Source organism: Massilia sp. UMI-21 (genome assembly GCA_015277795.1).
Classification (GTDB): domain Bacteria; phylum Pseudomonadota; class Gammaproteobacteria; order Burkholderiales; family Burkholderiaceae_D; genus Telluria.
This window is the reverse complement of sequence record CP063848.1, coordinates 5,082,352-5,104,835: the sequence shown is the minus strand read 5'-3', so window position 1 is coordinate 5,104,835 and position 22,484 is coordinate 5,082,352. Positions and strand designations below refer to the sequence as shown.

The window sequence follows — 22,484 nt, the reverse complement described above, 5'->3', positions numbered from 1 at the left end:
TCTCACGCACCGCATCCAGGCAGGTCCGGCTGACCGGCGCTTCAAGTCCATTCCCAAGACGGCGACATCCGGCGCACACGCGGTATGCTCGCATTCTGCTCGTCTACCCGACAAGGACCGCCCGCATGCATCCCGCTTCCCGTTCGCGCCGCCGCCTGCTCGCTTCACTGCTGGCCCTGCCGGCATTCGCGCATGCGCAGGGCCGGCCCACGATCCTGACACGTCCCGTTCCGTCTTCCGGCGAGCAGTTGCCGGTGGTCGGCCTGGGCAGCTGGATCACCTTCAATGTCGGTCGCGATCCCGCTGCCCGTGCCGACTGCCTGGCGGTGATGCGCCAGTTCTTCGCCGGCGGCGGGCGGCTGATCGATTCCTCGCCGATGTACGGCTCGGCGCAGTCCGTGATCGGCGAAGCGGTCGGCAAGCTCAGGCCGCCGCAGCTGTTTTCCGCTGATAAGGTGTGGACCGGTGCGGCCGGGCGGGGCCTGGCGCAGGCAGAGGCCTCGCGCCGCCTGTGGCAGCTTCCCCGCTTCGACCTGCTGCAGGTGCATAACCTGTTGGGCTGGGAAGCGCACCTGCCGATGCTGCTCAAGATGAAACGCGAAGGGCGGCTGCGCTACGTCGGCATCACCACCTCGGAAGGACGCCGTCATGCCGAGCTTCTGAACATCATGGCAAGCCAGCCGATCGACTTCGTGCAGGTGTCGTACAACGCGCTCGACCGCGACGTCGAGCGGCGCATCCTGCCGCTGGCGCGCGAGCGCCGCATCGGCGTGATCGTCAACCGGCCGTTCCGGCAGGGCGAGCTGACCCGGGCGCTGGCGGGCAAGCGCCTGCCCGGCTGGGCCGCGGAGATCGGCTGCACGAGCTGGGCGCAGGCACTGCTCAAGTTCATCGTCGCACACCCGGCCGTGAGCTGTGCGATCCCGGCCACCACCAGCGTGGCCCACGTGCGCGAGAACATGCTGGCCGCCACCGGGCCGCTGCCGGACGAGGCGCTGCGCCGCCGCATCGTCCAGGACGTCGAAAGGCTGGCATGAGCGAGTGGTGGAGCTATTCGCTATCCGACTTCCTGATGTTCTCGGCGCGCACGTATTATCGCCAGTTCGCGTTGATGAATCGCGCGCTGTGGCCGCTGCAGCTGCCCGCGCTGGCGGCGGGCGTCGCCATCCTGGCCTGCATGCTGCGCGTGCGGCCGGCAGGGACACGGTGTGCGTTCGCGCTGCTGGGACTGGCCTGGCTGTGGGTGGGCTGGGGCTATCACCTGCAGCGCTACGCCGACATCCATACCGGCGCGCCGTATTTCGCGGCCGGCTTCTTCATCCAGGCCGGCTTGCTGGGATGGATGGCGGCACGGCGGCCGGCGCCGCCGCCAACCGCCGGCTTTGCGGCCGGCGCGGCACTGCTGATCGTTTTCCTGGCGCTGACCGCTTATCCCGTGCTGGCGCCACTGGACGGACGCAGCGGGTGGCAAGCCGAGATCTTCGCTATCGCGCCCGACCCGACCGTTGCGGCCACGCTGGGCGTCCTGCTGTTCTGGCGTGCGCCGTGGCTGCTGTGGGTGATACCGCTGCTATGGTGCGCCGCCAGCAGCGCGACGCTGTTCGAGCTGCATGCGGCGCAGGCCTGGGTCCCGGCCGCGGTCGCGCTGCTGGCCGCCGGGATGGCAATCCGGGCCGGGCGAGGCGCCGGGATCGCTCAGGGCCAGGCCCAGGGGCTATCTGACTGAATACATCGTCGTGACAACGACATGCTCGTCATGGCGCGTAGGGTGGTCCGGGACGCGTAGTCGGCTTTGCCGGCCGCCCGTCCAACAGGCACAAGCGCAGTCGCATCGCATGGCGGAGCTGAACGCGCGGTCGGCCGAGCCGACCACCCTACGGAAATCCGCTAGCCCGTGCCGGGCATCAGTCCGGCAGGCCTGGGAGATCTTTTAACGGGCGCGCGCCTTGCGGCGGCTGGCGGCAAGACCGAGCATGGCGATGCCCAGCAGGCTCCAGCTCGCCGGTTCGGGCACGTCGGACGAGGCTTCCTCTTTCACGAAGATATCGGCCTGGAAACTCTTCAGCTTGAAATAATCGTTACCATTGCCGAGGTTCCAGGTGGCCGGGGTGCCGGCATAGGCGGAGTTATAGGCACTGACGAGCCACCAGGAGGCAGTCTTGCCTTCGGCATTGAAGTTCAGCGGCGCGTTCGTACGCAGGCTGCTGTAGTTGCCGACCAGCTCCCAGCCCGCAACGCCGAGCAGGTTGTTGATCTTGGAGGCGCCAAGCACGGGAGCCAGTTCCCCGGTATAACGCAGGATGCTGACATCGGCATCGTTGTAGACCCAGCCGGTGGCCAACTGGTTGAGGGCGACGTCGGTACCGAACTGCATCAGGATCGCATCCGTCGCGCCATTGTTGTCGATGGCATGCTGCGGGCTGCTGGTTTCGCCGCTGCGCAGGATACCGAAGCCTTCCGCATAACGGACCAGGTTGGCGCTGCCGAACTTTCCGGTTGCGGTCGCCGACCAGCCCGTCAGGCTGACGGAATGCGCCAGGCCCGCTCCCGAAGAAGTGCATTCCCGCGCCAGCTTGGTATTGGCGGGCGAGCTGCAACTGGAAGCTTGCCAGACCACGCCAGCGCTTGCGCTGCCCGAGGCGACCAACAGAAACGCGCCACAGGCGATTGCGGAAAACTTCGAGAACATGGTGGCTCCTTGGAATAAAGTTGCGTTGAGATAATAATTATTGCCATCGTATAATTGCGTGGCAAAAAACGCAACAAATTTTCTTAGAAGCCTTAGTCTAGTTGTAAATAATCAACACAATCCGGATTGCCGGCCGGCGCGGCGCCGCTCACGCAGGCAGCAGGTCGCCGCTGCGGAACGATTCCGTCCCCGCGATCTTGCAGACATGCATGCCGCGCAGCAGGTGCCGGTGCGCCGTGCTTGCAAACAGCAAGCCGGCGTGTTCCGCGCATAAGGTGCTGACCTGTCCGCTCACCGGATTGACGATGTCCGCCACCGGCTCGCCCGCGTCCACCATGTCTCCCAGCCGCTTGTGGAACACCAGCACGCCGGCATGTGGCGCGGCAAGCGGTTCGACGGCATTCAGCGGCGTTGCGCGGCAAGCCGTTTCCGGCAGCGGATCGAGCGGGATGTCGAGCACGCCCGCATGGCCCAGGTACTGCAGCAGGGCGCGGGCGTCCTGGCGTGCGTAGTCGTAGCGCACGTCGTTCTCGCCGCGCAGTTCCACCGTGACCGCGGCGCAGGCCGGCGGAATCGCCGCGTCTTCGAAATGGTCCGCCAGGTCCCACCAGAGGCGTCCGCAGGCTTCGTCGAAGGCTTCGCCGCCCGAGACCTTGGCCACCAGCAGCACCCGCGCCTCCATGAGCGCGGCCAGGGGGGCCACGGTGTCCACCAGCGGGGTGCCGGTGTACATGTGCAGCAGCGCTTCGTTATCGCAGTGCAGGTCGAGCACGATGTCGGCATCGATCGCCATCGACAGCAGGGTCTTCTTGAGCGTCTCGGTGTCGTCCTTCGGCTCCCAGCCCGCAATCTGCTTGCGCGCCTCGTCCCGGACCAGGGCGACGTTGGCGTCGGCGTCGTTGCCGAGCCGGCCTTCGAGCGACTTCTTCAGCGCATCGGCCACGTGCCGGTAGGCGCGGTTGAAGTTGGTGCCCGTCCTGAGGTCGTAGCGGCCGAAAGGCGCGCCATGCAAGACCTGCGACAGGCCCAGGGGATTGGCCGCCGGCACCAGGATGATCTCGCCCTTGATCCGGCCTTCGGCATCCAGGCGCTCCAATTCCTGGCGCAGCACGTGCGCCACCAGCATGGCCGGCACCTCGTCGGCATGGATGGCGGCCTGGATGTAAACCTTCTTGCCGCCGCCCTTGCCACTACTGGGGCTGCCGTAATGAAAGGAGGTCAGGTGGGCGGTGGCGACGTTTTCGTCGACGGCGATCGGGTGTTTGATCGAATGCATGAGAAGGCTTCCTGTGCTCGGCAAGTGCAAAGCACGATTATGCGCGATTCCGCAGCCAGGCCTCGCACGCCGGCCGGGGACTGCCCGGCGCGGCCGGCTGGGCTATAATGACAGCCTTTTTTTCCCTCATTTACGCTCCCCATGTCTTCTGATACGCCATCCAACGGCCCGGCGCGGTCGATGCTTTACGATCCGACCGAACACCGCATCCGCAGCTTCGTCACGCGCGCCGGCCGCCTGTCGACCGCGCAGGCGCGCGCGTTCGAGGAGCTCGGTCCGCAGTACCTGATCGACTACAAGAAGGCGCCACTGGACCTGGAAGCCGCCTTCGGCCGCCAGGCCCCGACCATCCTGGAAATCGGCTTTGGCATGGGCGACACCACCGCGCACATCGCGCGCCTGATGCCCGAGAAGAACTTCATCGGCGTCGAGGTGCACACGCCGGGCGTGGGCAGCCTGCTCAAGCAGATCGGCGAGCAGGGCATCGGGAACCTGCGCCTGATCCAGCACGACGTGGTCGAGGTGCTGAACCACATGATTCCCGACGGCGCACTGGCCGGCGTGCACGTGTTCTTCCCGGACCCGTGGCACAAGGCGCGCCACAACAAGCGCCGCCTGATCCAGCCGGCGTTCGTGAAGGTCCTGTGCGACAAGCTGGCGCCGGGCGGCTACATTCACCTGGCCACCGACTGGGAAGACTACGCCGTGCAGATGCTCGACGTGCTGGGCAAGGAGCCGCTGCTGCAGAACACCGCCGACGGCTACGCGCCGCAGCCGGAATATCGTCCGCTGACCAAGTTCGAGAACCGTGGCCTGAAGCTCGGGCACGGGGTGTGGGACCTGGTGTTCAGCAAAAAATAAGCGGCGTTGGCCGAGCTTGGTAGGGTGGACGGCTTCGCCGTCCGCGCGTTCAAACTACGGTAATGCAGCCCGCGCGGATATTCTTGTGCCGGTTGAACGCGCGGGCGGGAGACCCGCCCACCCTACGAACAAGGAACGCCGTCAGCCGGTAGCGTGCGTGCGCCGCGCATACAGCCCGAAATACACGATGACGGCATAGCACACGGCCGGCACGGCCAGCGCCATCTTCAGTCCCACCGCATCCGCCGCGAAGCCGGTCAGCAGAGGCACGATGGCGCCGCCCACGATCGCCACGCAGATCACGCCCGAACCTTCGGCCGTGCGCGTACCCAGGCCGGCGCAGGCCAGCGTGAAGATGGTCGGGAACATGATCGAGTTGAACAGGCCGATGGCCAGCAGCGACCAGCCCGATACCGCGCCCGTGGTGTTGGCGGACACCAGCAGCAGGCCGATCGTCACCGCGGCGGCGCAGGCCAGCACTTTACCCGGCGAGAACATGCGCAGCAGCGCCGCGCCGATGAAGCGGCCGACCATGGCGCCGCCCCAGTACAGCGGCACGTGCTTGCCGGCTTCCTCGGCGCCCAGGCCGAGCACGCTGGACTCCATCAGGTAGTTCACGATCAGCGAACCGATTGCCACTTCGGCGCCCACGTACAGGAAGATGCACAGCGCGCCGAGCGCGAAGCGCGGCTGCCTGAGCAGATCGAAGGCATGCAGGATGTTTTCCGACGGGGCCGGCGTCTCGACCAGCTTGTGGCGGTTCATCCACACGGCGCCGCCCAGCAGCGCCAGCGCGATCGCCAGGCCGATGTAGGTGTTCACCACGACCCGGGTCTCTTCCTGGCGGAAGGCATCCAGCGCCGCGCCGCTCAAGGTGGACGGGTCGACCGTCGCCAGCGAACCCAGGATCAGGATCGCGCCCACGTAAGGGAAGACCGTGGTGCCGAGCGAGTTGAAGGCCTGGGCGAAGGTCAGGCGGCTGGAGGCCGTCTGCGGCTTGCCCAGCATCGAGATCAGGGGATTGGCCACCACCTGCACGATGGTGATGCCGGCCGCCAGCACGAACAGCGCCAGCAGGAAGGTGGCAAACACCCCCGAATACGAGGCCGGGATGAACAGCAGGCAGCCCAGCGCCATCGTCATCAGGCCGACCACGGCCGAGCGCATGTAGCCGATGCGCTGCACGATGCTGGCGGCCGGGATCGAGACGAAGAAGTAGGCGGCGAAGAAGGCCGACTGCACCAGCATCGCCTGCGCGTAGCTGAGCGTGAACAGGTCCTTCAGCTTGGGGATGATGACGTCGTTCAGGCTGGTGATGCCGCCGAAGACGAAGAACAGCGCGAACACGAAGGTCTGCAGGCTGGCGGCGTTGTCTGGAACCTGGGCGTCGGCCCCGTCCTGGGATGGGGCGGCGGTGGTGCTGGTGGGAGTGGGGATGGCCATCGTGTCTATAGGTTGAACAAACTCAACCTGTGACACTACATCATCTCGTTGATGATGGCGACAATTTCATCGCCGTAGGACACCAGTTTCTTTTCGCCGACGCCGGACACGCCGCGCAGCGCATCGATCGAGGACGGTTTGACCTTGGCGATCTCGCGCAGGGTCGCGTCCTGGAACACGACATAGGCCGGCACGCCATGCTCGCGCGCGGTGCCCATGCGCCAGGAACGCAGGCGGTCGAAGATGGCCTGCTCGGAGCGCGACAGTTCGAGTTCCTCGTAGCCGCTGCTGCGCGAGGAGGCGGGACGCTTGGCCTTGACCGGCTTCTGGTACTGGCGCAGCTGCACCTTCTGCTCGCCCTTGAGCACCGGACGTGCGGCGTCGGTGAGCTTGAGCGAGCTGAAGGCGTCGTGGTCGACCGTGACGAAGCCGAGCGCGATGGCCTGGCGCACGATGGCGCGCCATTCCTGCTCGGAGCGGTCGGCGCCGACGCCGTAGACGGTGAGCTTGTCGTGGTGCCACTGGCTGATGCGTTCGGTCTGGGCGCCGCGCAGCACGTCGATCACGTGGCCGGCCGCGAACCGTTGATCGACCCGGTACACCGTCGACAGCAGCTTTTGCATCGGCACCGTGCCGTCGACCTGCACCGGCGGGATCAGGCAGGTGTCGCAGTTGCCGCAGGGGCCGGAACGTTCGCCGAAGTAGTCGAGCAGGCGCATGCGCCGGCAGGACAGGGTTTCGCACAGGCCGAGCATGGCGTCGAGCTTCATCGACAGCACGCGCTTGAAGGTTTCGTCGGCCTCGGATTCGTCGATCATCCGGCGCTGCAGCACCACGTCTTGCAGGCCGTAGGCCATCCAGGCGCTGGCCGGCAGGCCGTCGCGGCCGGCGCGGCCGGTTTCCTGGTAGTAGCCTTCGAGGCTCTTCGGCAGGTCGAGGTGGCAGACATAGCGCACGTCCGGCTTGTCGATGCCCATGCCGAACGCGATGGTCGCCACCATCGTGATGTTGTCTTCGCGCAGGAAGCGCGCCTGGTTCGCGGCGCGCTGGCTGTACTCCATGCCGGCGTGGTAGGGCAGGGCGCGGATGCCGTGCTCGTTCAGGAAGTCGGCGGTTTCCTCGACTTTTTTGCGCGACAGGCAGTAGACGATGCCGGAATCCTGCGGGTGCTCGCTGGTGATGAAGTCGAGCAGCTGCTTGCGGCCGGTGGTCTTCTCGACGATGGAATAGCGGATGTTCGGACGGTCGAAGGACGAGACGAACTGGCGCGCCTCGGTGAGCTGCAGGCGGTGCGCGATCTCGGCGCGGGTCTGCTGGTCGGCGGTGGCGGTGAGGGCGATGCGCGGGATGGTCGGATAGCGCTCGTGCAGGACCGACAGGCGGATGTACTCGGGCCGGAAGTCGTGGCCCCACTGCGACACGCAGTGCGCCTCGTCGATGGCGAACAGCGAGATCGGCGAGGCGTCGATCAGCTCGAGGCAACGCTGCGTCAGCAGGCGTTCGGGCGCCACATAGACCAGGTCGATCTCGCCGCTGCGCACCAGGCGTTCGATGCGCAGGGTTTCCTCGAAGGTTTGCGTGGAATTCAGGAAGGCGGCGCGCACGCCGACTTCTTCCAGCGCGTCGACCTGGTCCTGCATCAGCGCGATCAGCGGCGAGACCACCACGCCCACCCCGTCGCGCAGCAGCGCCGGGATCTGGTAGCACAGCGACTTGCCGCCGCCGGTGGGCATCAGGACCAGTGCGTCGCCACCGCCGGCCACGTGCTCGACGATCTCGGCCTGCTGTCCGCGGAAGGCAGGATAGCCGAAGACCGTCTCGAGGACGTGAAGGGCGCGCGCTTGAAGCTCGGAAGTCATGCTCTTGGTTTACTTGTTTGTGCTTATTCGGCCCACACGACAAGATCGAAGTGCGCGGTCACCAGTACCAGGATACCGAATACGATACGGTACCAAGCGAAGATCGTGAAGTCGTGCGTGCTGATGTAGCGCAGCAGCCAGCGCACGCACAGGAAGGCCGAGCCGAAGGCGGCCAGGCCGCCGAGGCCGAACATCGGCAGGTCGGCCATCGACAGCAGGTGGCGCTCCTTGATCACCGAATAGACGGTCGCGCCGAGCAGGGTCGGGATCGCCAGAAAGAAGGAGAACTCGGTGGCCGCCTTGCGTGACAGGCCGAACAGCATGCCACCGATAATGGTCGCGCCGGAACGGCTGGTGCCGGGAATCAGGGCGAAGGATTGGGCCAGGCCGACTTTCAGCGCGTCGAGGTAGCCCATGTCGTCCACGCTGTCCACGCGCGCCTTGTGCGCGCCGCCGGTGTGCCGGCGTTCCACCCACAGGATGACCAGGCCGCCGACGATGAAGGCGGTCGCCACCGGCACCGGGGCAAACAGTTCCGACTTGATCAGTCCGCTGAACAGGAAGCCGAGCGTGGCCGCCGGCAAGAAGGCGATCAGGACATTCACGGCGAACTTGCGCTGGGTGGGATCCGAACCGAGGCCGGCAACGACCCGCGCGATGCGCTGGCGGTATTCCCAGATCACGGCCAGCATGGCGCCGGCCTGGATGGCGATCTCGAACACCTTCACCTTCTCGCCGGTGAAATCGAGCAGGCTGCCCGCCAGGATCAGGTGACCGGTGGACGAAATCGGGAGGAACTCGGTGAAGCCCTCGACCAGGCCCATGATGATCGCTTTGATGGCGAGAAGTATATCCATGAATTCGTAACAGGTTGCGTGACAGGTGAAGAGCCGGATGCGGGTGGCGTTGGAATGTTCGGTGGAGGTACGGCGAGGTCGAAGCCTAACATGTTCACAACAGGCAAGGTCGCCCGCTGTGTCCGGTCCAAGATTGTACCTCGCCAGCGTTGCCGCCGGGTTAGCTCATGCGCATCAGGGTCAAATTCTGTCGTGCGCCGCTGCCCCCAACGCGTGCTACACTCGACCGCATGCGTATTCCTGACTCAAGCGAATGAGTATCCTTGTTGTCCTCATCCTCGCCGCGCTTGCCTGGGCAGCATTCCACGGTTGGCAATTGCCCAACTCCTTGCGTTACCGGCCCTGCCAGAGCCGGGCCTGGCGCAGCACCTTCCCGACTGCCTCGCGGAAAGACATCCGCGACTTCCTGTCCGTCTTCGTGTCGGCCTTTGCTTTCCGCGAAAGCGAGAAGCTGCATTTCCGCCCCGACGACGAAGTGCTCGGCATCTACCGCGCGGTCAACCCGACCCGCTGGCTGCCCGACACGCAGGTGCGCGAGGCGCTGGCGAAGGCGCTGCGCGACAAGTATGGCCTGATGCTCGACGAAATCTGGCACGAAGGCCTGACGCTGGGCGGATTGTTCCAGCGCGTGCAGCAGGCGCGCGGCGAACCGGTCGCCGCCTAGGCGCGCGCGGCCGTCGCGGCAGATTACCCTGCGCGGGTAAGGGTGCCATCTTGCTTTTTGTAAGGACGGCGCCATGTGGCTGCCATGCTAAAAGAGAAACTGAACTGGCGGCGGCCGCTGTTCTATGCCTTGCTGCCGATCTTCTTCGTGATGGCCTTCCTCGGCTTTCCCCTCCCCGTCGCGCCGCCGCCGGCCACCAAGCCGGCGGTCGAGCATGCCACCGTCGTCAAGAAGAAGAAAAAGCGCCTCGGGCTGCTCATGCCGGAGAAAACGGGGTCCGCAGAGAAAGACTGATCGGCGCAGCACATCTTGAGACCAGGCGGGTTATCAGCCGGCTATCGGTGTAGTTTCGAATCTCCCACAAATGCTATTCTCTGCCCTTTACGCGGCAAAAAGAATGGTTCGAATGAAGCATGCATCGTATGTCGCTGCGACAGAGTTTTGGATGGGTGTCGAGTGCCTGAGTCCCAGCAGTACACCAAAATGCAAGAAGGAGGCGCCAAGCGGCCCTTTGACCTGGGAGATCGGCGTCGATGATCAGATGCCATGGTTGAACTCTGCAAAGCAGGCGGAGGTGCAGGGATTGTTGCGGGCGAAGGCATCGCAGACGAAACAGGCTTTATCCGCATTTACGGTGCAGTACACGGTTTATTGCGGACTGATCGCGCTACCTCAGGTGGTAGAGCTGATCAGGCGGCACTTTGGCCTTGACGCCATCAAGGAGCCGGAACCGCGCAAGCCGGAGCCTGTCGCGACACTCGCGTTGACGCTGGACGCGCAAGGTTTCGTCGTTGGGAAGCCCTTTGTAAGCAGTCTCTTGTGGGCCCTGAATCAGATCCTGTCGGCGAAGCCAAACGAACATCTTGATTTCACCGGTTTTTTCGGCCAGGAGAATTTACTGGAGCGCCTGCTCGGCCAACTTGAGAGAGTGCTCGAGCACCTGTATCTCGTCAAAGCCGAAAGGCAGGATGTAGCGTCTGACAGCGAAGTATCTTCTGAAGGTAAATTGCAGCCCCTGACGATGGCGGCGATTGAAGCGCTTTGTCAGGAGGTCTACGTATCGTGCGGCGGGAGTCCGCCAGATCCGATCGCCACTGTTCGAATCCAGGCAAGAGTTCTCAGCGTGAAGCAGGCGGAGAAAGAAGATTCTTCGGACCTGCTCAACAGTTTTTTTGTCGAAGACCTCGGGAAAATTCGTCAAGAAATCAAACAAGGTAACTACGGTGCTGCGCTTGATACATTCCTGACTGGCCGGCTGCGCGACGACCGCATCGATATCCGCGATAAGAGCAGTACGTCGGTCGACAAAATAGTCCTGCCAGAACTGATGCCGCTTGGCTGCTGGCCGTCCGAACACGCGCTTGTGCGTGCGCAGCAGTTTGCGGTCAACAAAATCATGCAGCAGTTGCGCGACTCACCAGGCATCTTTTCAGTCAACGGCCCGCCCGGCACTGGCAAGACCACCCTGTTGCGCGACATTGTCGCGGCGGTTGTTGTGGAGCGAGCGCAAACGATGAGCGGGTTTGCTGATCCGCTCGATGCATTCAGGGAGCAGATAAAGGTTGAGGGATGGAACTTCGGCAAGACCTGGGCTATCCACCCGAGCCTCAGGAAGAGCGGCATTGTCGTCGCATCGTCGAACAACGGCGCTGTCGAGAACATCACCAAGGAGCTTCCGGCAATAAAAGCATTGCCTGATGGCTCATCGCTGCGTTACCTGTCGGCCCTCTCGGATACGATCGCGTCGACGTCCAAGACGAAACGACATGATGGCGCCACCTGGGGACTGATCGCTGCCGTGATGGGCAGTAAGCCTAACCGGACTGCCTTCTTCCAGAAACTGCGCTGGACTCCCAAGAAGAACCCGGACGCGAATGCGGAAGACGCAGCATTTCCCCACGTATCGCTGTGGGACTTGATGAATCCTGAAGTCTACCCGCCAATTCCATGGCGCGATGCCGTTGAGCGCTTCAATGAAGCCAATGCCAAGGCATCGGTTGCTCTACAAAGAATGCAGTCCATCGCATCGCAGGTCACAAACAAGCGCACATTCGCCGCAGCCGTCGCTCGCTACCAGAGACAACTCGCGGAATCGAAGGCCGCGATTTCGTTGGCAGTAAAGAAAACCGATGACGCAAGGCAAAATGCGGATCAGGCAGCGCGCGATTATCGTCAAGCGAAGCAGGTGGCGGATGCGCTAGGCAGGTGGCACCAGCTTTCCGCACGCGCATCCGACAAGCAGAATCAGCTTGAAAGCGAAGCGTATGGGGATCTCGATGATGAGCTGGAAAAAGTTGAATATGAGTTAGTGCTTTTTCGCGACGACAAGCATGTTGCGGAGCAGCTCCTTACTGCAGTAAAGGGCCGTAAGCCTGGTCTCTTGTCGAAGCTCTTCAGTCTGGGAAAGAAGACTGAAAAATGGGAGCAGGATTGCGAGCGTGCAGAGGGCGAACTGCGTAGCGCAACGCGCAAGCTCAGAGCTGCCGAAAAGGCGCTTGGCGACACCAGGGCAAAGTTCAAGAGCCGAGAACGATTGATTGTCGATATCAAATCGATCGATGCCGAGTTAGCGGCGGCATCAAAGCAATGCAGTGGCCTGGGCATTTCCCAGCCATCGAGCTCACGGGTAAATGAGAAACAGCTCGCCGCATTCACGGATGGCGTTCGCGCTACAACTGCCCTGTATGAAGCGGCCGAGCGTGCCAGGGCCGAGGCCGAAGCGAATCATCAAACCAATGCCAGCAAGCTGAAGCAGGCGCTGGCTGGATTCGAGAAAGCTGCTTCGGCTCTCGTTGCGGAGTCGGTCACCCCGGATATGGAGGAAACGTGGTCAGGCGCCGCACTTTCAGACGATGAATTGCAGCTGGCGGCGCCATGGTTTGACGACGAGTTGTTCCAGGCACGCCAGGAACTGTTCTGCCGGGCGATGGCGCTGCATGAGAGCTTCATTGCGCACAGCTGGTCAAAGCTCAAGAATAATCTGGGAGCCCTCATCGCGCTCAACAAGGGCGAGCTGTCGGCAGGCGACGTCGGCGCCGGAGTGGATCGCTTATGGGATTCGCTGTTCATGGTTGTCCCGGTTGTTTCCACGACCTTCGCATCGTTTGCCCGCATGTTCGATGGCTGGGAGAGGGAGGCTATCGGTTGGCTTTTGATCGACGAAGCGGGCCAGGCGACGCCACAGGCTGCCATGGGCGCTATTTGGCGCTCGCAGCGGGTGGTCGTCGTCGGCGATCCGCGCCAGCTGGTGCCGGTGGTCTCCCTTCCCCGCCAATTGATGGTCCCGCTGATGGACCGATGTGCGGCGGACCACGTATATCACCCTACCGCGTCGTCTGTGCAGGTCCTGGCCGACATGGGCAACCAGTTCGGAACCCAACTTGGTAAAGATGAGGACGCGCAGTGGGTGGGAAGCCCGTTACGCGTTCATCGGCGCTGCCTGGATCCCATGTTCTCGGTCTCCAATGCTATCTCCTACGACAACATGATGGTATATGGCGCCGGGAAGGATAAGGACGATCTGTGGTTTGGTAAGAGCTGCTGGATCGATGTGCCGGCGACCAGCCGGAACGGGAACAGCGTTCCCGAGCAGATCGATGTTGCCGTGCAGATGGCTGCTGAATTTGAAAAGCACTATGACATCAAAGCCGGGGGTAAATACAATCTTTATTTGATCACGCCCTTCAAGGACGTGAGGAATGCGCTTGCGGATGCTCTTGGGGGCCGCTTGAAGAATAAAAAGGAGGTAAGCGGGATGTTCGGCACCGTGCATACCTTCCAGGGCAAGGAGTCTGACGTCGTCATCCTGGTATTGGGCGGTACTCCCGGCAGCATCTCGAGCTTTGCAGCAGACAAGGCCAACTTGCTCAACGTGGCCCTCACCAGGGCGAAAAAGCGGATCTACGTGATCGGGTCGAAAGCTGATTGGGCAAACGCACCGTTTTACTCGACCTTGTACCACAGCACAAAACTCGAGAAGCGAAGCACTGTGCCGGAAATCATTCGCCCGAATAATACGAACGCGTGAGGGTTCCCGTGTCTTGTACGATCGACGTCTTCATGGCGCTGGGCTGATCCAACAACGGATCATCCGTGTCCCGGGGAAGTGCGCTTGAAACGATTTACCCGGCTGGATGCATGTTGCGGTGTCCTGCGCTGTTTCCTCATCAATCAGGATCGGTTTGCCGCTGCAACCAGCCTAGCCAATGCATGGCGTGTTCCCGGTTTGAGCCGCACATCTGTTCATCCGGCTGCAATGAACTACATACCGCCGGACGTTCGGGGTGCTGGAAAATCCTGCATCGCTCCTGGTCGTCAAGCTGCACGCAGCGCACGCCGGCCGGCTTGCCGGAAGTTACCTTAAGGGATGAAAGAGAAACCATTTCAAGTGTAGGGTCAATATAAAACTGCTGCATTTACTGGTTTCCTCCATCTCTTAAGGAACCAGAACCATGACCAGCACCATCACTGTAGCAGCTAAAGAGATTCCCAATCTCTTCCAGGACGACGAACGGCCAAAAGCATATTCGTATGTACGATTTTCTACGAAGCGACAAGCTAAGGGCGACAGCCTCCAGCGACAGCTCGACCGGAGCAGGGAGTATGCTGCCGAGAATAACCTCCATCTGCAAGAGAAGTCGTTCGAGGACCTCGGCGTTTCTGCGTTCGACCGTTCAAATGTCACGAAAGGAGCACTCGCCGCATTTATCCGGGCCGTAGAGTCTGGCCTAATCGAGCGGGGCTCGTTCCTGCTGGTTGAAAACCTTGACCGTCTTTCTCGGGCAGACCTGTTCGATGCAATGCATCTACTTGACGCATTGGTAAAGCTCGGTATCCGTGTCGTTACCCTCGCCGACAAAAGAATTCTTGACGAAGAGAGCGTCAAGGACCAGACGAGCCTCATCTGGGCGGTTATGGTGTTCATCCGAGCCAATGAAGAATCGGCAACCAAGTCGGACCGGGTGAAAAAGGCACATCAGCGCAAGCGCGACAACGGGTCAACGTTCGCTTTCGGCCAAGGACCGGGTTGGCTACGCCCGAACGCCAACAAAACTGGCTGGGATGTCGTTCCCGAGAAGGCCGAGAGCGTAGTCAAAGTCTTTGAGCTCGTTGCGAGCGGCATTGGTTCTACAGCAATCGCACGCATCGCGAATCGGGAAGGGTGGCCAGTGCCAGGGAAGGCAAAGGACTGGCACAAGACCTTGCCTCATAAGCTCGTGCACAACCGCAGGGTTCTCGGTGAATTCGAGCCGTCAATCAAGGATGGGAAGGCTCGCCGGCAGACTGGCGATTGCTGGCCCGACTACTACCCGAGGATTGTCTCGTTGGAGCTTTTCAACGCTGCACAGGCGGCGGCAGAGCGGCGGCGTCACCTACCCAAGCGCCGGGATGCTGGCTATCACAACGTATTTCAGGGGTTCTTGCGCTGCGGGCACTGTGGCGCGACCCTGGCGCGCAAAGGGAAGACGAGCGGTCGTAACAGCGCCGGCTATGCTCTGTACGTCTGCGCCGACCGCGACCGTGGCGTGACCAAATGCCCCAACTGGAACGCGCGTGAACTGGAGACCAAGCTCATCCCGCCGCTCATGACCTCCGTCTCTGCCGAAATACTGAAGGGGAGCGTCAAGCAGAATGCCCTCGAAGCGTTGGACCTGGAGCGCGCTGCACTCTTGCAGGACACGAAATCCTTGCAAAACTTGCTACACATTGTCGAGCAGGCAGGCGGTTCGGCTGCTCTTGCCAACCGCATTCGTGAACTTGACAGCGCGGTGGAAGCGCGCAAGGTCCACGTGATGGAGCTGTCTGCCGTTGCGAATGACCCTGTCGCGGCCGTATGGGAGGATGACGTCGAGCAGGCCATCGTGGACGCGCTTGGCGCAGTCAGGGACATCACGGACGCGCGGATGACCGAACGTGCGGAGCTGCATGAGTCGTTCACCCGCGTCATCAGGAAATTGTCGGTCTGGGCCGGCAGTCATGCCGTACTTCAGCTTCGCCATGACGACGCCAACGTTTTCATCCCTCTGTCCGAGCAGGCACCGCTTCACATGGCGCTCAAGGGCGGACTGTCGTTGCCAATCTGCGCCAGCAATGATGAAACGGCCGTGTTCGGGTGAACACGGCCTTGTCCAGCCATTGGCGAGTCCGTGAGTATCTACAGCCCCATTGCCAAGCGGGGCTTGTCCAGGTCGAGCGCCGCAGACTTCACGTCCGCCCTGGCCATGGCAGCGGGTAGCAGCTGGCGGTCATCAGTGTAGAGCCTGACCTCCTCCCTGGCACGGCTGATGGCGACGTAGAACAGACTCTCGTTCACCATCGCACTGCTTACGTCAGCGTCAATCAGGACACGGGCACAGGTCTGCCCTTGTGCAGAATGGACCGTGGTGCAGTATCCGTGTTCAAGATGCAGCGGGCTCGCACGGTCGAGCGTTACCGTGCGTCCGGTTTCTGTCTTGACCGTGACCCCGAGGCTCGTGACTGCGATTACGGTGCAGAAATCGCCGTTGATGAGGCCTCGGGCGTAGTCATTGGCGCTGACCCGCACCTTATCGCCGGCAGCGAGGTTGCGCTCGGCCACTGCGTAGACGCTAACGTGAGCCAGTAGCGCCGGCCGCCATTTGTGGTTCGTGCCATCTTGACATTGCAGTGCGACTTGGCCGCCTCCTGCCGAAACGACCTTGGCGAAATCTCCCCGGCACAGATTGAGCGATGGGTAGTCCTTCTGAGCTTGCACCAGGTCGCCGACTTGGTAGGACACCGAGCTCCTTTTTTGCGCATCGGTCAGGTCTCGGCTCACAAGAATCGATACCGCCTCACCAACGAGACCGAGGCGAGCGCGGACCTCGGCGTTGATGGCTTCGCGCGCGTGATGGGTGCCGGCCACAATCAGGGTTTGTTCGCGTTGCGCGGGAACGAGTGCGCAGTAGTGACGGGCGATGGTCGCGTACCTGTCACGAGCGTGAGCGACCTCCGCAATTCGAGGCGCAAGAAGCTTTACCGATTCCGCTACATTGCCTTCCGCAGCGTGTTCCACAGCGGTCTTCAGGTTCGCGTTGGTTTGCCGCTGAATCTCGTGCATGATTGCGGTTTCCATGCCCGCTGCCTGGAGCTGTGCGAATGGGACACCCGCACGGACGGCTTTCAACTGCTGGGTGTCGCCTACGAGCATGACGCGTGCGTTGGCGCACTCCACCAGCTCGAGAACGGCTTGCATGTCGCGTGCAGCTACCATGCCTGCCTCGTCCACCACGACCAGCGTGCCGCTATCAAGACCACGGCCACCTCTGGCCAAGAATGCGGCAATGGTCTGGGCTTCGATACCGGCGCCGCCCAGCTCCTGCGCGGCGGCCGCTGACGGTGCCAGTCCCATCGACCGCCAGCCGTTCATGGATGCGATATCGTGTACTTGCGTGAGCATGCGCGTTTTCCCGGTGCCAGCGCGTCCTTGTATGCCGACGACGCGGTGCCGGCTTGTCAGGACAAGTCGCGCCGCGCCCCACTGCCCTGCGTTGAGCTCCGTACCCTCAGTACCTGGCAACCATTGCTGGCGGACGATGGGGGCGAGTGCGTCACGTCCACGTGCTTCGATACCCAGGAATGCCCGCTCTGTCGATTGTGCCTCGGGAGTGGTGTAGACCTTGCCATTCGACAGCAGACGACCACTGCTGACCCGGCTCGCCAATTCCGCCTCGATGTCGGCCCTCGAGGCGGCACCGGTAGCGTGCCCCAATGCCCAGCTGGCCAGTGCTTCATGCCTTATCAGGCCTTGCCTTTCTATCAAGTGCTCGGCCGCAAAGTCGACTGCCGCCGCAACTCGTTGACGTTGCTCGTCCGCGCTCAGGAGCGAGGGCGCCAGCGGTGCGTAGTCGATTCCAAGCGCGATGCTCTTTTCGCGCCATGCCATGCGTAAGCTCTCACGGTCCAGGTCTCCCTTGGCCTTGCGGCTGGCGAGCGCCGCAATCTCGCGTTCTGCTGCCGAGGCGGTGCACCGGTCCTTCCCATGTTTCGCAAGGGCGTGAGCAATGGCTTAGCTGCGGCTACTGAACGCCGCCACGGCACTATCAGAAAGATGTGCGAGCTCGAAGCGGCCGTCATGATGCGTCAAGCGAACCGCATAGCCGAGTGCTTGCACCTCCAACGCCAACTCGGCGCGGTAGAGGGCACCGAGCATTTTCTGCTGGGCGTACAGCGGCGCGGCGTCGAGAGCACGCCACTGTCCATCAGCGCGGCGCGTCAGGTTCAGGACGACGGCATGCGTGTGCAATTGCGGGTCTGCATCGCGTGACAGCTCGTGCCGGAACGTAGCGACTGCCAGATTGCCCGTCAGTTCCGAATACGTCTCACCTGCTTGCGTCACGCGGCATGCGGCCAGGCGCGCCTCCACGTGCGACAGCACGCGTGCGACCGCTGTGTCGTGCGCCTTCAACAGCCGTTCGTCATCGGCAATCAGCGCCTGCATCGATACGCTCTTCGGTGCACTGAACGTCAGGTCTGAACCGGCCCGGCGCTCCCCGTCGCCGCCATGATGCATTGTTGTGCCATCCGGTAGCTTGCCATCGAGAAGCGCTTTGAACGTCGGGGTATCCACGACGCCAGCGAGACACAGTGCCTCCGCGCCCGTGCCCCACCAGGCGCTGGCGGCCTGTCCATCTTCCGAGTAGTAATCGTCAGCACTCTCGTAGTAGCTGGCAGCGGCATCACCCGAGGTCACTTTGGCAAGGCTCAGCATGCGGCCTCCTCCTGGTATGCCTCTGTGACGACATCGCGAATTTGCGGCAGTAAGCGCACTTTGCGCACAAGGCTGTCGCCGGCAAGCGTCAGATAGCCCTGTAAGCTGGGTAGTCCTGCGATTTCCGACGGCAAGACAAGCCGCTCCTGCGCCGTCTGCAGGCTGGTGCCACGGCTGGTCCCCTGCGTGCCTTGTGAACGCGAGGCGTCGGGCCGCTGTATTTCGCATTCGCCCAAGGACCGGGACAGTGCATCGCAAGTGTCCGGGTCGGTACGCGAAATGGCCAGAACCATGAGGTTCCGGAAGCAGCTACGCAACACCGTCGCGGTGTCCTTCCCATAAAGCCCGTCAAGCTGGGCCGTGCTCTGGACGCCTGCGACCACGCAGAGCCCGTGCTTGCGTCCCAAGGTCAGTGCTGATTCAAGCGATGCGAGAGACCCGAGGGCGGCGAGTTCGTCGGCAATGAGCCAGATACGCCGTGCCGGGTCCGGTGGCAGCGAGAGCACGCCATTGGCAAGTACGTCCACCCAAGTTCCCATGAGCGGGGCAAGTGCCGTCTGCATGTCGGAGCGCCAAGTGAGGAACAGACTGCCCGGCTCGTTCTCCAGCCAGCTCCGCAGGGAGAATGCACCCGGCGCGAGATAGCGTTGGGGTGCAAGCCGCGCCGCCAGGACAAACCTGGTAGACGCAAGCGCCTTCGCTGCTTCCGGGTCGAAGAGTCCCGCCGTCGCCGTGCCCGCCAATAGCTGGGCAAGTTCGCTTGCTGGTGCGATGCTGGCCCAGTAGAGCAGCCTGTCCGTCGATGTTTCGCCGGTACGGACCAGGGCGCGGAGGATTTCGCCCAGTAGCGTCTGTGCGTAGCCATGCCAAGCAGCGCTTTCGCCGTGCCCGTCAGGGACGACGCTCCGGGCAAGGCGCTCCGCATCGAAGTCCTTGCGGAACTCGTTGAACAGAGACCAGCGTTCGCTCCGGCTGTCGAACGGATTCAGCAGCCTGTCGCCATCCTGGGCATGATGCGCGAGATATCCGCCGTTGGGGTCACAGATAATGCACCGGTCGCCACGAGCGCGGGTGCCGTCGAGCAGCTCCGAGATGGCAGTAGTCTTGCCAGCACCGGTGGTGCCGGTCAACAGCCAATGCAGGGGCTCGATTTCTCGTGGTAGCGGGATGCCGGCCAAAGTGAGGGTGTCGAACTGCTGCATCTCAAGCCTCCAGCCTGGGGCCGCGGAGGTGCGCGCCCTGTAGCTCTCCCTGGCGTCGCCAGCGTGTGAAGAGCCATACGCATACCCCACTGGTCGCTAGCACGGCAACGGCGAAGGTGAGCACAAACAGCGTTTGGGTCAGGGGAGTTGCCGTTCCCGTGACAATGGACTCAAGCTGCTTGACGCCGACCGACCAGCGAAGCCCAAGGCCACGCTGCCATACTGCTGCCCAGATGACCATAAAGTTTGCCCCGGTCAGCGCCGTCCACACAGCCGCGCGGTCGAGCACGATACGGATGCTGTTCAGAAATGGGTCGCGGATATTCATGCTTTCCCTCCATTTCGCTGGGCCAGTTGCGCGCGCACGCGCGACAGGATTTGCGCATCCCGGGCCGCTGCGAGTTCGCGCAGGAGCAACACAGCTTCCAGAGCCAGCGTGTCGCCCGTGGACTGGGCTGGCGTATCGAGCAGACCACGGAGGGTTGCCAACTCAGCCTTCAAGTCGAGGGTCTTGTGGACCGCGAGCACTTGCTCGCGTACGTACTCGCTCATCGGCTGGCTGGCGATGTCTGCTTGACGGGCAATTGCTGAGTATTCGTCCGGCGAAACGCGGACCTTGATGAACCGGCTGCGCGCGGTTGTCCGTGGTACTGCGGTACCGCGCTGCGTGGCCTGTTTGTGGACCGCCGAAATCGAGGACGGTCCACCCGCAAAGCCAGTATTGGCGCGGGTTTCAGGCGCGAATGCGCCGCAATCGGAGATTGCAGAGGTGTGTACTTTCTTTGCTTGGCTTGCTCTTTGCATGGTTAGGATTTTTCGTATAGCGAACGCGATTCCGAAATCTCGGAACGACGTGGCCCGAAGGACCGGGCGGGGCCAGTCCACGCGGTAGTTAAGCCACGGGATTTATATCGAGGACATGCAAAACGCGTAGACCGTAGAGAACGGGTGGCGCCGCCTGCGAAAGGGCACGCGATTGATGAAATTGGCCGTCATGACGAGCCGCTGGGCTACGTCAACCTGTTAAACTTGCAACACGGGGCGGTATTGCTTCAACGGTTATAGCGCGCTATATGGCAATCGCCGTTGCAATACTGAGTTGTAACGAAATCTGGAGCGATGAGATGAATTTCGTAGATGAGCAACTAGCGATTTGCCAACGATTCAGCTCAGACTTCGTTCCGACGAAAGAAACTCAGAAAGTTGGAATAGCGTTGGACAGTCTGCAAATACTGCCTCTAAACGCACTTCGCCTTCCGCCGAATGAAGGAACCTGCGGTTGGTATATCTGGGGTGGTGAAATGTCGACGTCGCCGGACTTTTTCGCTCCTTTGCACGTTTCCCACCTTCCCGAAAAATGCCCGGCGCTTGTACCCTATCTTGCGCTCTCGCCTGGTTGGCGAGTGCAACTGGCACCGGGACACGAAGATGTATGGTTCGATGATGAGTTGCGATGAAACTTAGGCTGAGGTCTCTGGATGAACTTGAACGATTACCTTGAAGCGGTCGTGGATGAGAGCACCTTCCTTGCGTTCGTCGAGGCGCTAGCGGACGACCGTCGTGTAGCGGACCACACAGCAGCGGATGCAGCCGGCGAAGTTCAGAACGGCTGGGAGAATGATTCAATACAGGATTTTCTCGAAGCGGCGCACGCATGGGCGCAGGATTCTGCATTCGGTGTCAAACAAGGGCTTGCCTCAGCGTCGCCATGGAAAAAGTTTGCGGTCTTTCTTTACTGCGGAAAAATTTACGAGTGAGGCAATCATGAATGCCGCAGTAACGCGTACTATGAATCCTTTGCCGTTCCAAGACTTGGAGCCGAAGCGTTTTGAAGACCTTGTTCGACAACTTGCCTACGATTTCCGTCCATGGCGGCGCTTGGAGGCGACAGGTCGTTCAGGAGGCGACGAAGGGTTTGATGCGCGAGCTCTGGAAATTGTCGAATCGGCCGAGGTATTCACTTCTCTGGATGAGGAGGACGATGAGCCGCTGCAGGCCCTGTCTGACCGACTTTGGCTAATCCAATGCAAACGGGAGCGTGCCATTGGCCCGTCAAAGGCCAAAGGCTATCTGGATGAAATCGTGCTTCAAAAGGATGAGCCGTTGTATGGGATGATTTTTGCAGCGGCCTGCGACTTCTCCAAAAAGACACGTGATGGAATTTTCGAATGGTGTCGAGCGAACGGCATTTCAGAGGTGCACATTTGGGGGCGTGGCGAACTGGAGGATATGTTATTCCAGCCGAAAAACGACAACCTTTTGTTTGCCTACTTTGGTATCTCGCTGGTTATCCGACAGCGGTCATTAGCAACACAACTCAGGGCTGAACTTGCGACAAAGCGCAAGCTGAGCAAGACCGTAGCAACGAGCTCCGCTGAAATTTTGGTTCGTGACCCGGCAGCGTCAGCTTACCCAAGAGTTGAAAAAGGTAAGCGACCAACACAGTGGTGGGTATACCGGCCAGAAGAGCTTACACACCTTGGGTTAATGGTAAGCATTCGGTGGCACTATGCATATGTTGATACCGTGACAGGTGAGTGGGACGCAGCAGACGCAGTCACTGCCATGCCGGGTTATCACCCGTGGCGCGTCGAAGATGCTGAGAGAGATGAGCTTGAGGCGGCCGCACGCAGCTTGTGGGATGCGTTGCCAGAGCAAAATAAGGGGTGGCTCAAAATCTCCGGGTTTATTCCGTTTCGTACGATGGTTGCTATTGACGAGCTGGGTGATGATGTCTTTAAAGGGACACACGTCTATGTGCCTTTTCATCCAACGAAGGGTCCGTTCGACGGAGGGGGGTACTGGAATAGATTAAGCACGACTTCCCCCTATGATGGTGAATTTGAATCCCTAGCCGAAAAACGTATCAAAAAGTTTGATAAAAGACTTCGCATCAAAGATTGAG

At 61.8% G+C, this 22,484-nt stretch carries 20 protein-coding genes; 9 read left to right on the top strand and 11 right to left on the bottom strand.

Annotated features, from left to right (window positions below; genetic code table 11):
• Window positions 1-125: 125 nt before the first annotated feature.
• Window positions 126-1,037 (top strand): aldo/keto reductase, encoded by a 912-nt coding sequence (locus IM543_22465; GenBank protein QOY94215.1) that lies wholly within the window; start codon window positions 126-128, stop codon window positions 1,035-1,037.
• A complete protein-coding gene (locus tag IM543_22460) occupies window positions 1,034-1,726 on the top strand; it encodes a hypothetical protein (GenBank protein ID QOY94214.1) in 693 nt (230 codons plus the stop codon). Before IM543_22465 ends, IM543_22460 begins: the two co-directional genes overlap by 4 nt.
• 204 nt (window positions 1,727-1,930) lie before the next feature.
• Here IM543_22460 and IM543_22455 read toward each other — a convergent pair whose 3' ends face one another.
• Window positions 1,931-2,689 carry a PEP-CTERM sorting domain-containing protein gene (locus IM543_22455; protein QOY94213.1) on the bottom strand — a complete coding sequence of 253 codons (759 nt, stop codon included), beginning with the start codon at window positions 2,687-2,689 and terminating at the stop codon, window positions 1,931-1,933.
• Between the two features lie 148 nt (window positions 2,690-2,837).
• Window positions 2,838-3,965: a succinylglutamate desuccinylase/aspartoacylase family protein gene (locus tag IM543_22450; protein ID QOY94212.1), complete on the bottom strand. Its 1,128-nt coding sequence runs from the start codon at window positions 3,963-3,965 to the stop codon at window positions 2,838-2,840.
• 180 nt (window positions 3,966-4,145) lie between these two features.
• Here IM543_22450 and trmB point away from each other — a divergent pair, with 180 nt between their 5' ends.
• Window positions 4,146-4,826, top strand: a complete 681-nt coding sequence (trmB, locus tag IM543_22445; GenBank protein QOY94211.1) for a tRNA (guanosine(46)-N7)-methyltransferase TrmB — start codon at window positions 4,146-4,148, stop codon at window positions 4,824-4,826.
• A gap of 141 nt (window positions 4,827-4,967) precedes the next feature.
• Here trmB and IM543_22440 read toward each other — a convergent pair whose 3' ends face one another.
• The 3 genes from IM543_22440 to IM543_22430 are packed head-to-tail and all read right to left on the bottom strand — an operon-like array spanning window position 4,968 to window position 8,985.
• Window positions 4,968-6,269, bottom strand: coding sequence for a sugar MFS transporter (locus tag IM543_22440; protein QOY94210.1), 1,302 nt, complete (start codon window positions 6,267-6,269; stop codon window positions 4,968-4,970).
• A 35-nt stretch (window positions 6,270-6,304) separates the two neighbouring features.
• The gene (gene recQ, locus IM543_22435) at window positions 6,305-8,128 is read right to left on the bottom strand and encodes a DNA helicase RecQ (protein QOY94209.1); all 1,824 of its coding nucleotides are present in this window, start codon (window positions 8,126-8,128) and stop codon (window positions 6,305-6,307) included.
• 23 nt (window positions 8,129-8,151) lie between these two features.
• Window positions 8,152-8,985 (bottom strand): undecaprenyl-diphosphate phosphatase, encoded by an 834-nt coding sequence (locus IM543_22430; protein ID QOY94208.1) that lies wholly within the window; start codon window positions 8,983-8,985, stop codon window positions 8,152-8,154.
• 253 nt (window positions 8,986-9,238) lie between these two features.
• Here IM543_22430 and IM543_22425 point away from each other — a divergent pair, with 253 nt between their 5' ends.
• The 3 genes from IM543_22425 to IM543_22415 all read left to right on the top strand — a co-directional run bounded on the left by IM543_22425 (window position 9,239) and on the right by IM543_22415 (window position 13,676).
• Complete coding sequence (locus tag IM543_22425) at window positions 9,239-9,649, top strand: hypothetical protein (GenBank protein ID QOY94207.1); 411 nt, start codon at window positions 9,239-9,241, stop codon at window positions 9,647-9,649.
• Between the two features lie 84 nt (window positions 9,650-9,733).
• Window positions 9,734-9,943, top strand: coding sequence for a hypothetical protein (locus IM543_22420; protein QOY94206.1), 210 nt, complete (start codon window positions 9,734-9,736; stop codon window positions 9,941-9,943).
• Window positions 9,944-10,055: 112 nt separating this feature from the next.
• Complete coding sequence (locus IM543_22415; GenBank protein QOY94205.1) at window positions 10,056-13,676, top strand: hypothetical protein; 3,621 nt, start codon at window positions 10,056-10,058, stop codon at window positions 13,674-13,676.
• A gap of 139 nt (window positions 13,677-13,815) precedes the next feature.
• On the opposite strand, the gene IM543_22410 is transcribed toward IM543_22415, so the two are convergent.
• Window positions 13,816-14,031, bottom strand: coding sequence for a proteinase inhibitor (locus IM543_22410; protein ID QOY96818.1), 216 nt, complete (start codon window positions 14,029-14,031; stop codon window positions 13,816-13,818).
• A 69-nt stretch (window positions 14,032-14,100) separates the two neighbouring features.
• On the opposite strand from IM543_22410, the gene IM543_22405 reads away from it, so the two are divergent.
• Complete coding sequence (locus IM543_22405) at window positions 14,101-15,765, top strand: recombinase family protein (GenBank protein QOY94204.1); 1,665 nt, start codon at window positions 14,101-14,103, stop codon at window positions 15,763-15,765.
• Window positions 15,766-15,803: 38 nt separating this feature from the next.
• Here the strand turns inward: IM543_22405 and IM543_22400 are convergent, their stop codons facing one another.
• The 5 genes from IM543_22400 to IM543_22380 all read right to left on the bottom strand — a co-directional run bounded on the left by IM543_22400 (window position 15,804) and on the right by IM543_22380 (window position 20,383).
• On the bottom strand, window positions 15,804-17,552 hold the full coding sequence (locus tag IM543_22400; GenBank protein ID QOY94203.1) for an AAA family ATPase: 1,749 nt from the start codon (window positions 17,550-17,552) through the stop codon (window positions 15,804-15,806).
• Window positions 17,553-17,675: 123 nt separating this feature from the next.
• Complete coding sequence (locus IM543_22395; GenBank protein ID QOY94202.1) at window positions 17,676-18,377, bottom strand: conjugative relaxase; 702 nt, start codon at window positions 18,375-18,377, stop codon at window positions 17,676-17,678.
• Window positions 18,371-19,579, bottom strand: coding sequence for a type IV secretion system DNA-binding domain-containing protein (locus IM543_22390; protein ID QOY94201.1), 1,209 nt, complete (start codon window positions 19,577-19,579; stop codon window positions 18,371-18,373). The genes IM543_22395 and IM543_22390 overlap by 7 nt, the downstream gene beginning before the upstream one ends.
• Window position 19,580: 1 nt before the next feature.
• Window positions 19,581-19,907, bottom strand: coding sequence for a hypothetical protein (locus IM543_22385; GenBank protein ID QOY94200.1), 327 nt, complete (start codon window positions 19,905-19,907; stop codon window positions 19,581-19,583).
• Window positions 19,904-20,383: a hypothetical protein gene (locus IM543_22380; GenBank protein ID QOY94199.1), complete on the bottom strand. Its 480-nt coding sequence runs from the start codon at window positions 20,381-20,383 to the stop codon at window positions 19,904-19,906. Before IM543_22380 ends, IM543_22385 begins: the two co-directional genes overlap by 4 nt.
• Window positions 20,384-21,057: 674 nt before the next feature.
• Between IM543_22380 and IM543_22375 the strand changes: the two genes are divergently transcribed.
• Window positions 21,058-21,336, top strand: a complete 279-nt coding sequence (locus tag IM543_22375; GenBank protein QOY94198.1) for a hypothetical protein — start codon at window positions 21,058-21,060, stop codon at window positions 21,334-21,336.
• A gap of 7 nt (window positions 21,337-21,343) precedes the next feature.
• Complete coding sequence (locus tag IM543_22370; GenBank protein QOY94197.1) at window positions 21,344-22,483, top strand: hypothetical protein; 1,140 nt, start codon at window positions 21,344-21,346, stop codon at window positions 22,481-22,483.
• Window position 22,484 lies beyond the last annotated feature (1 nt).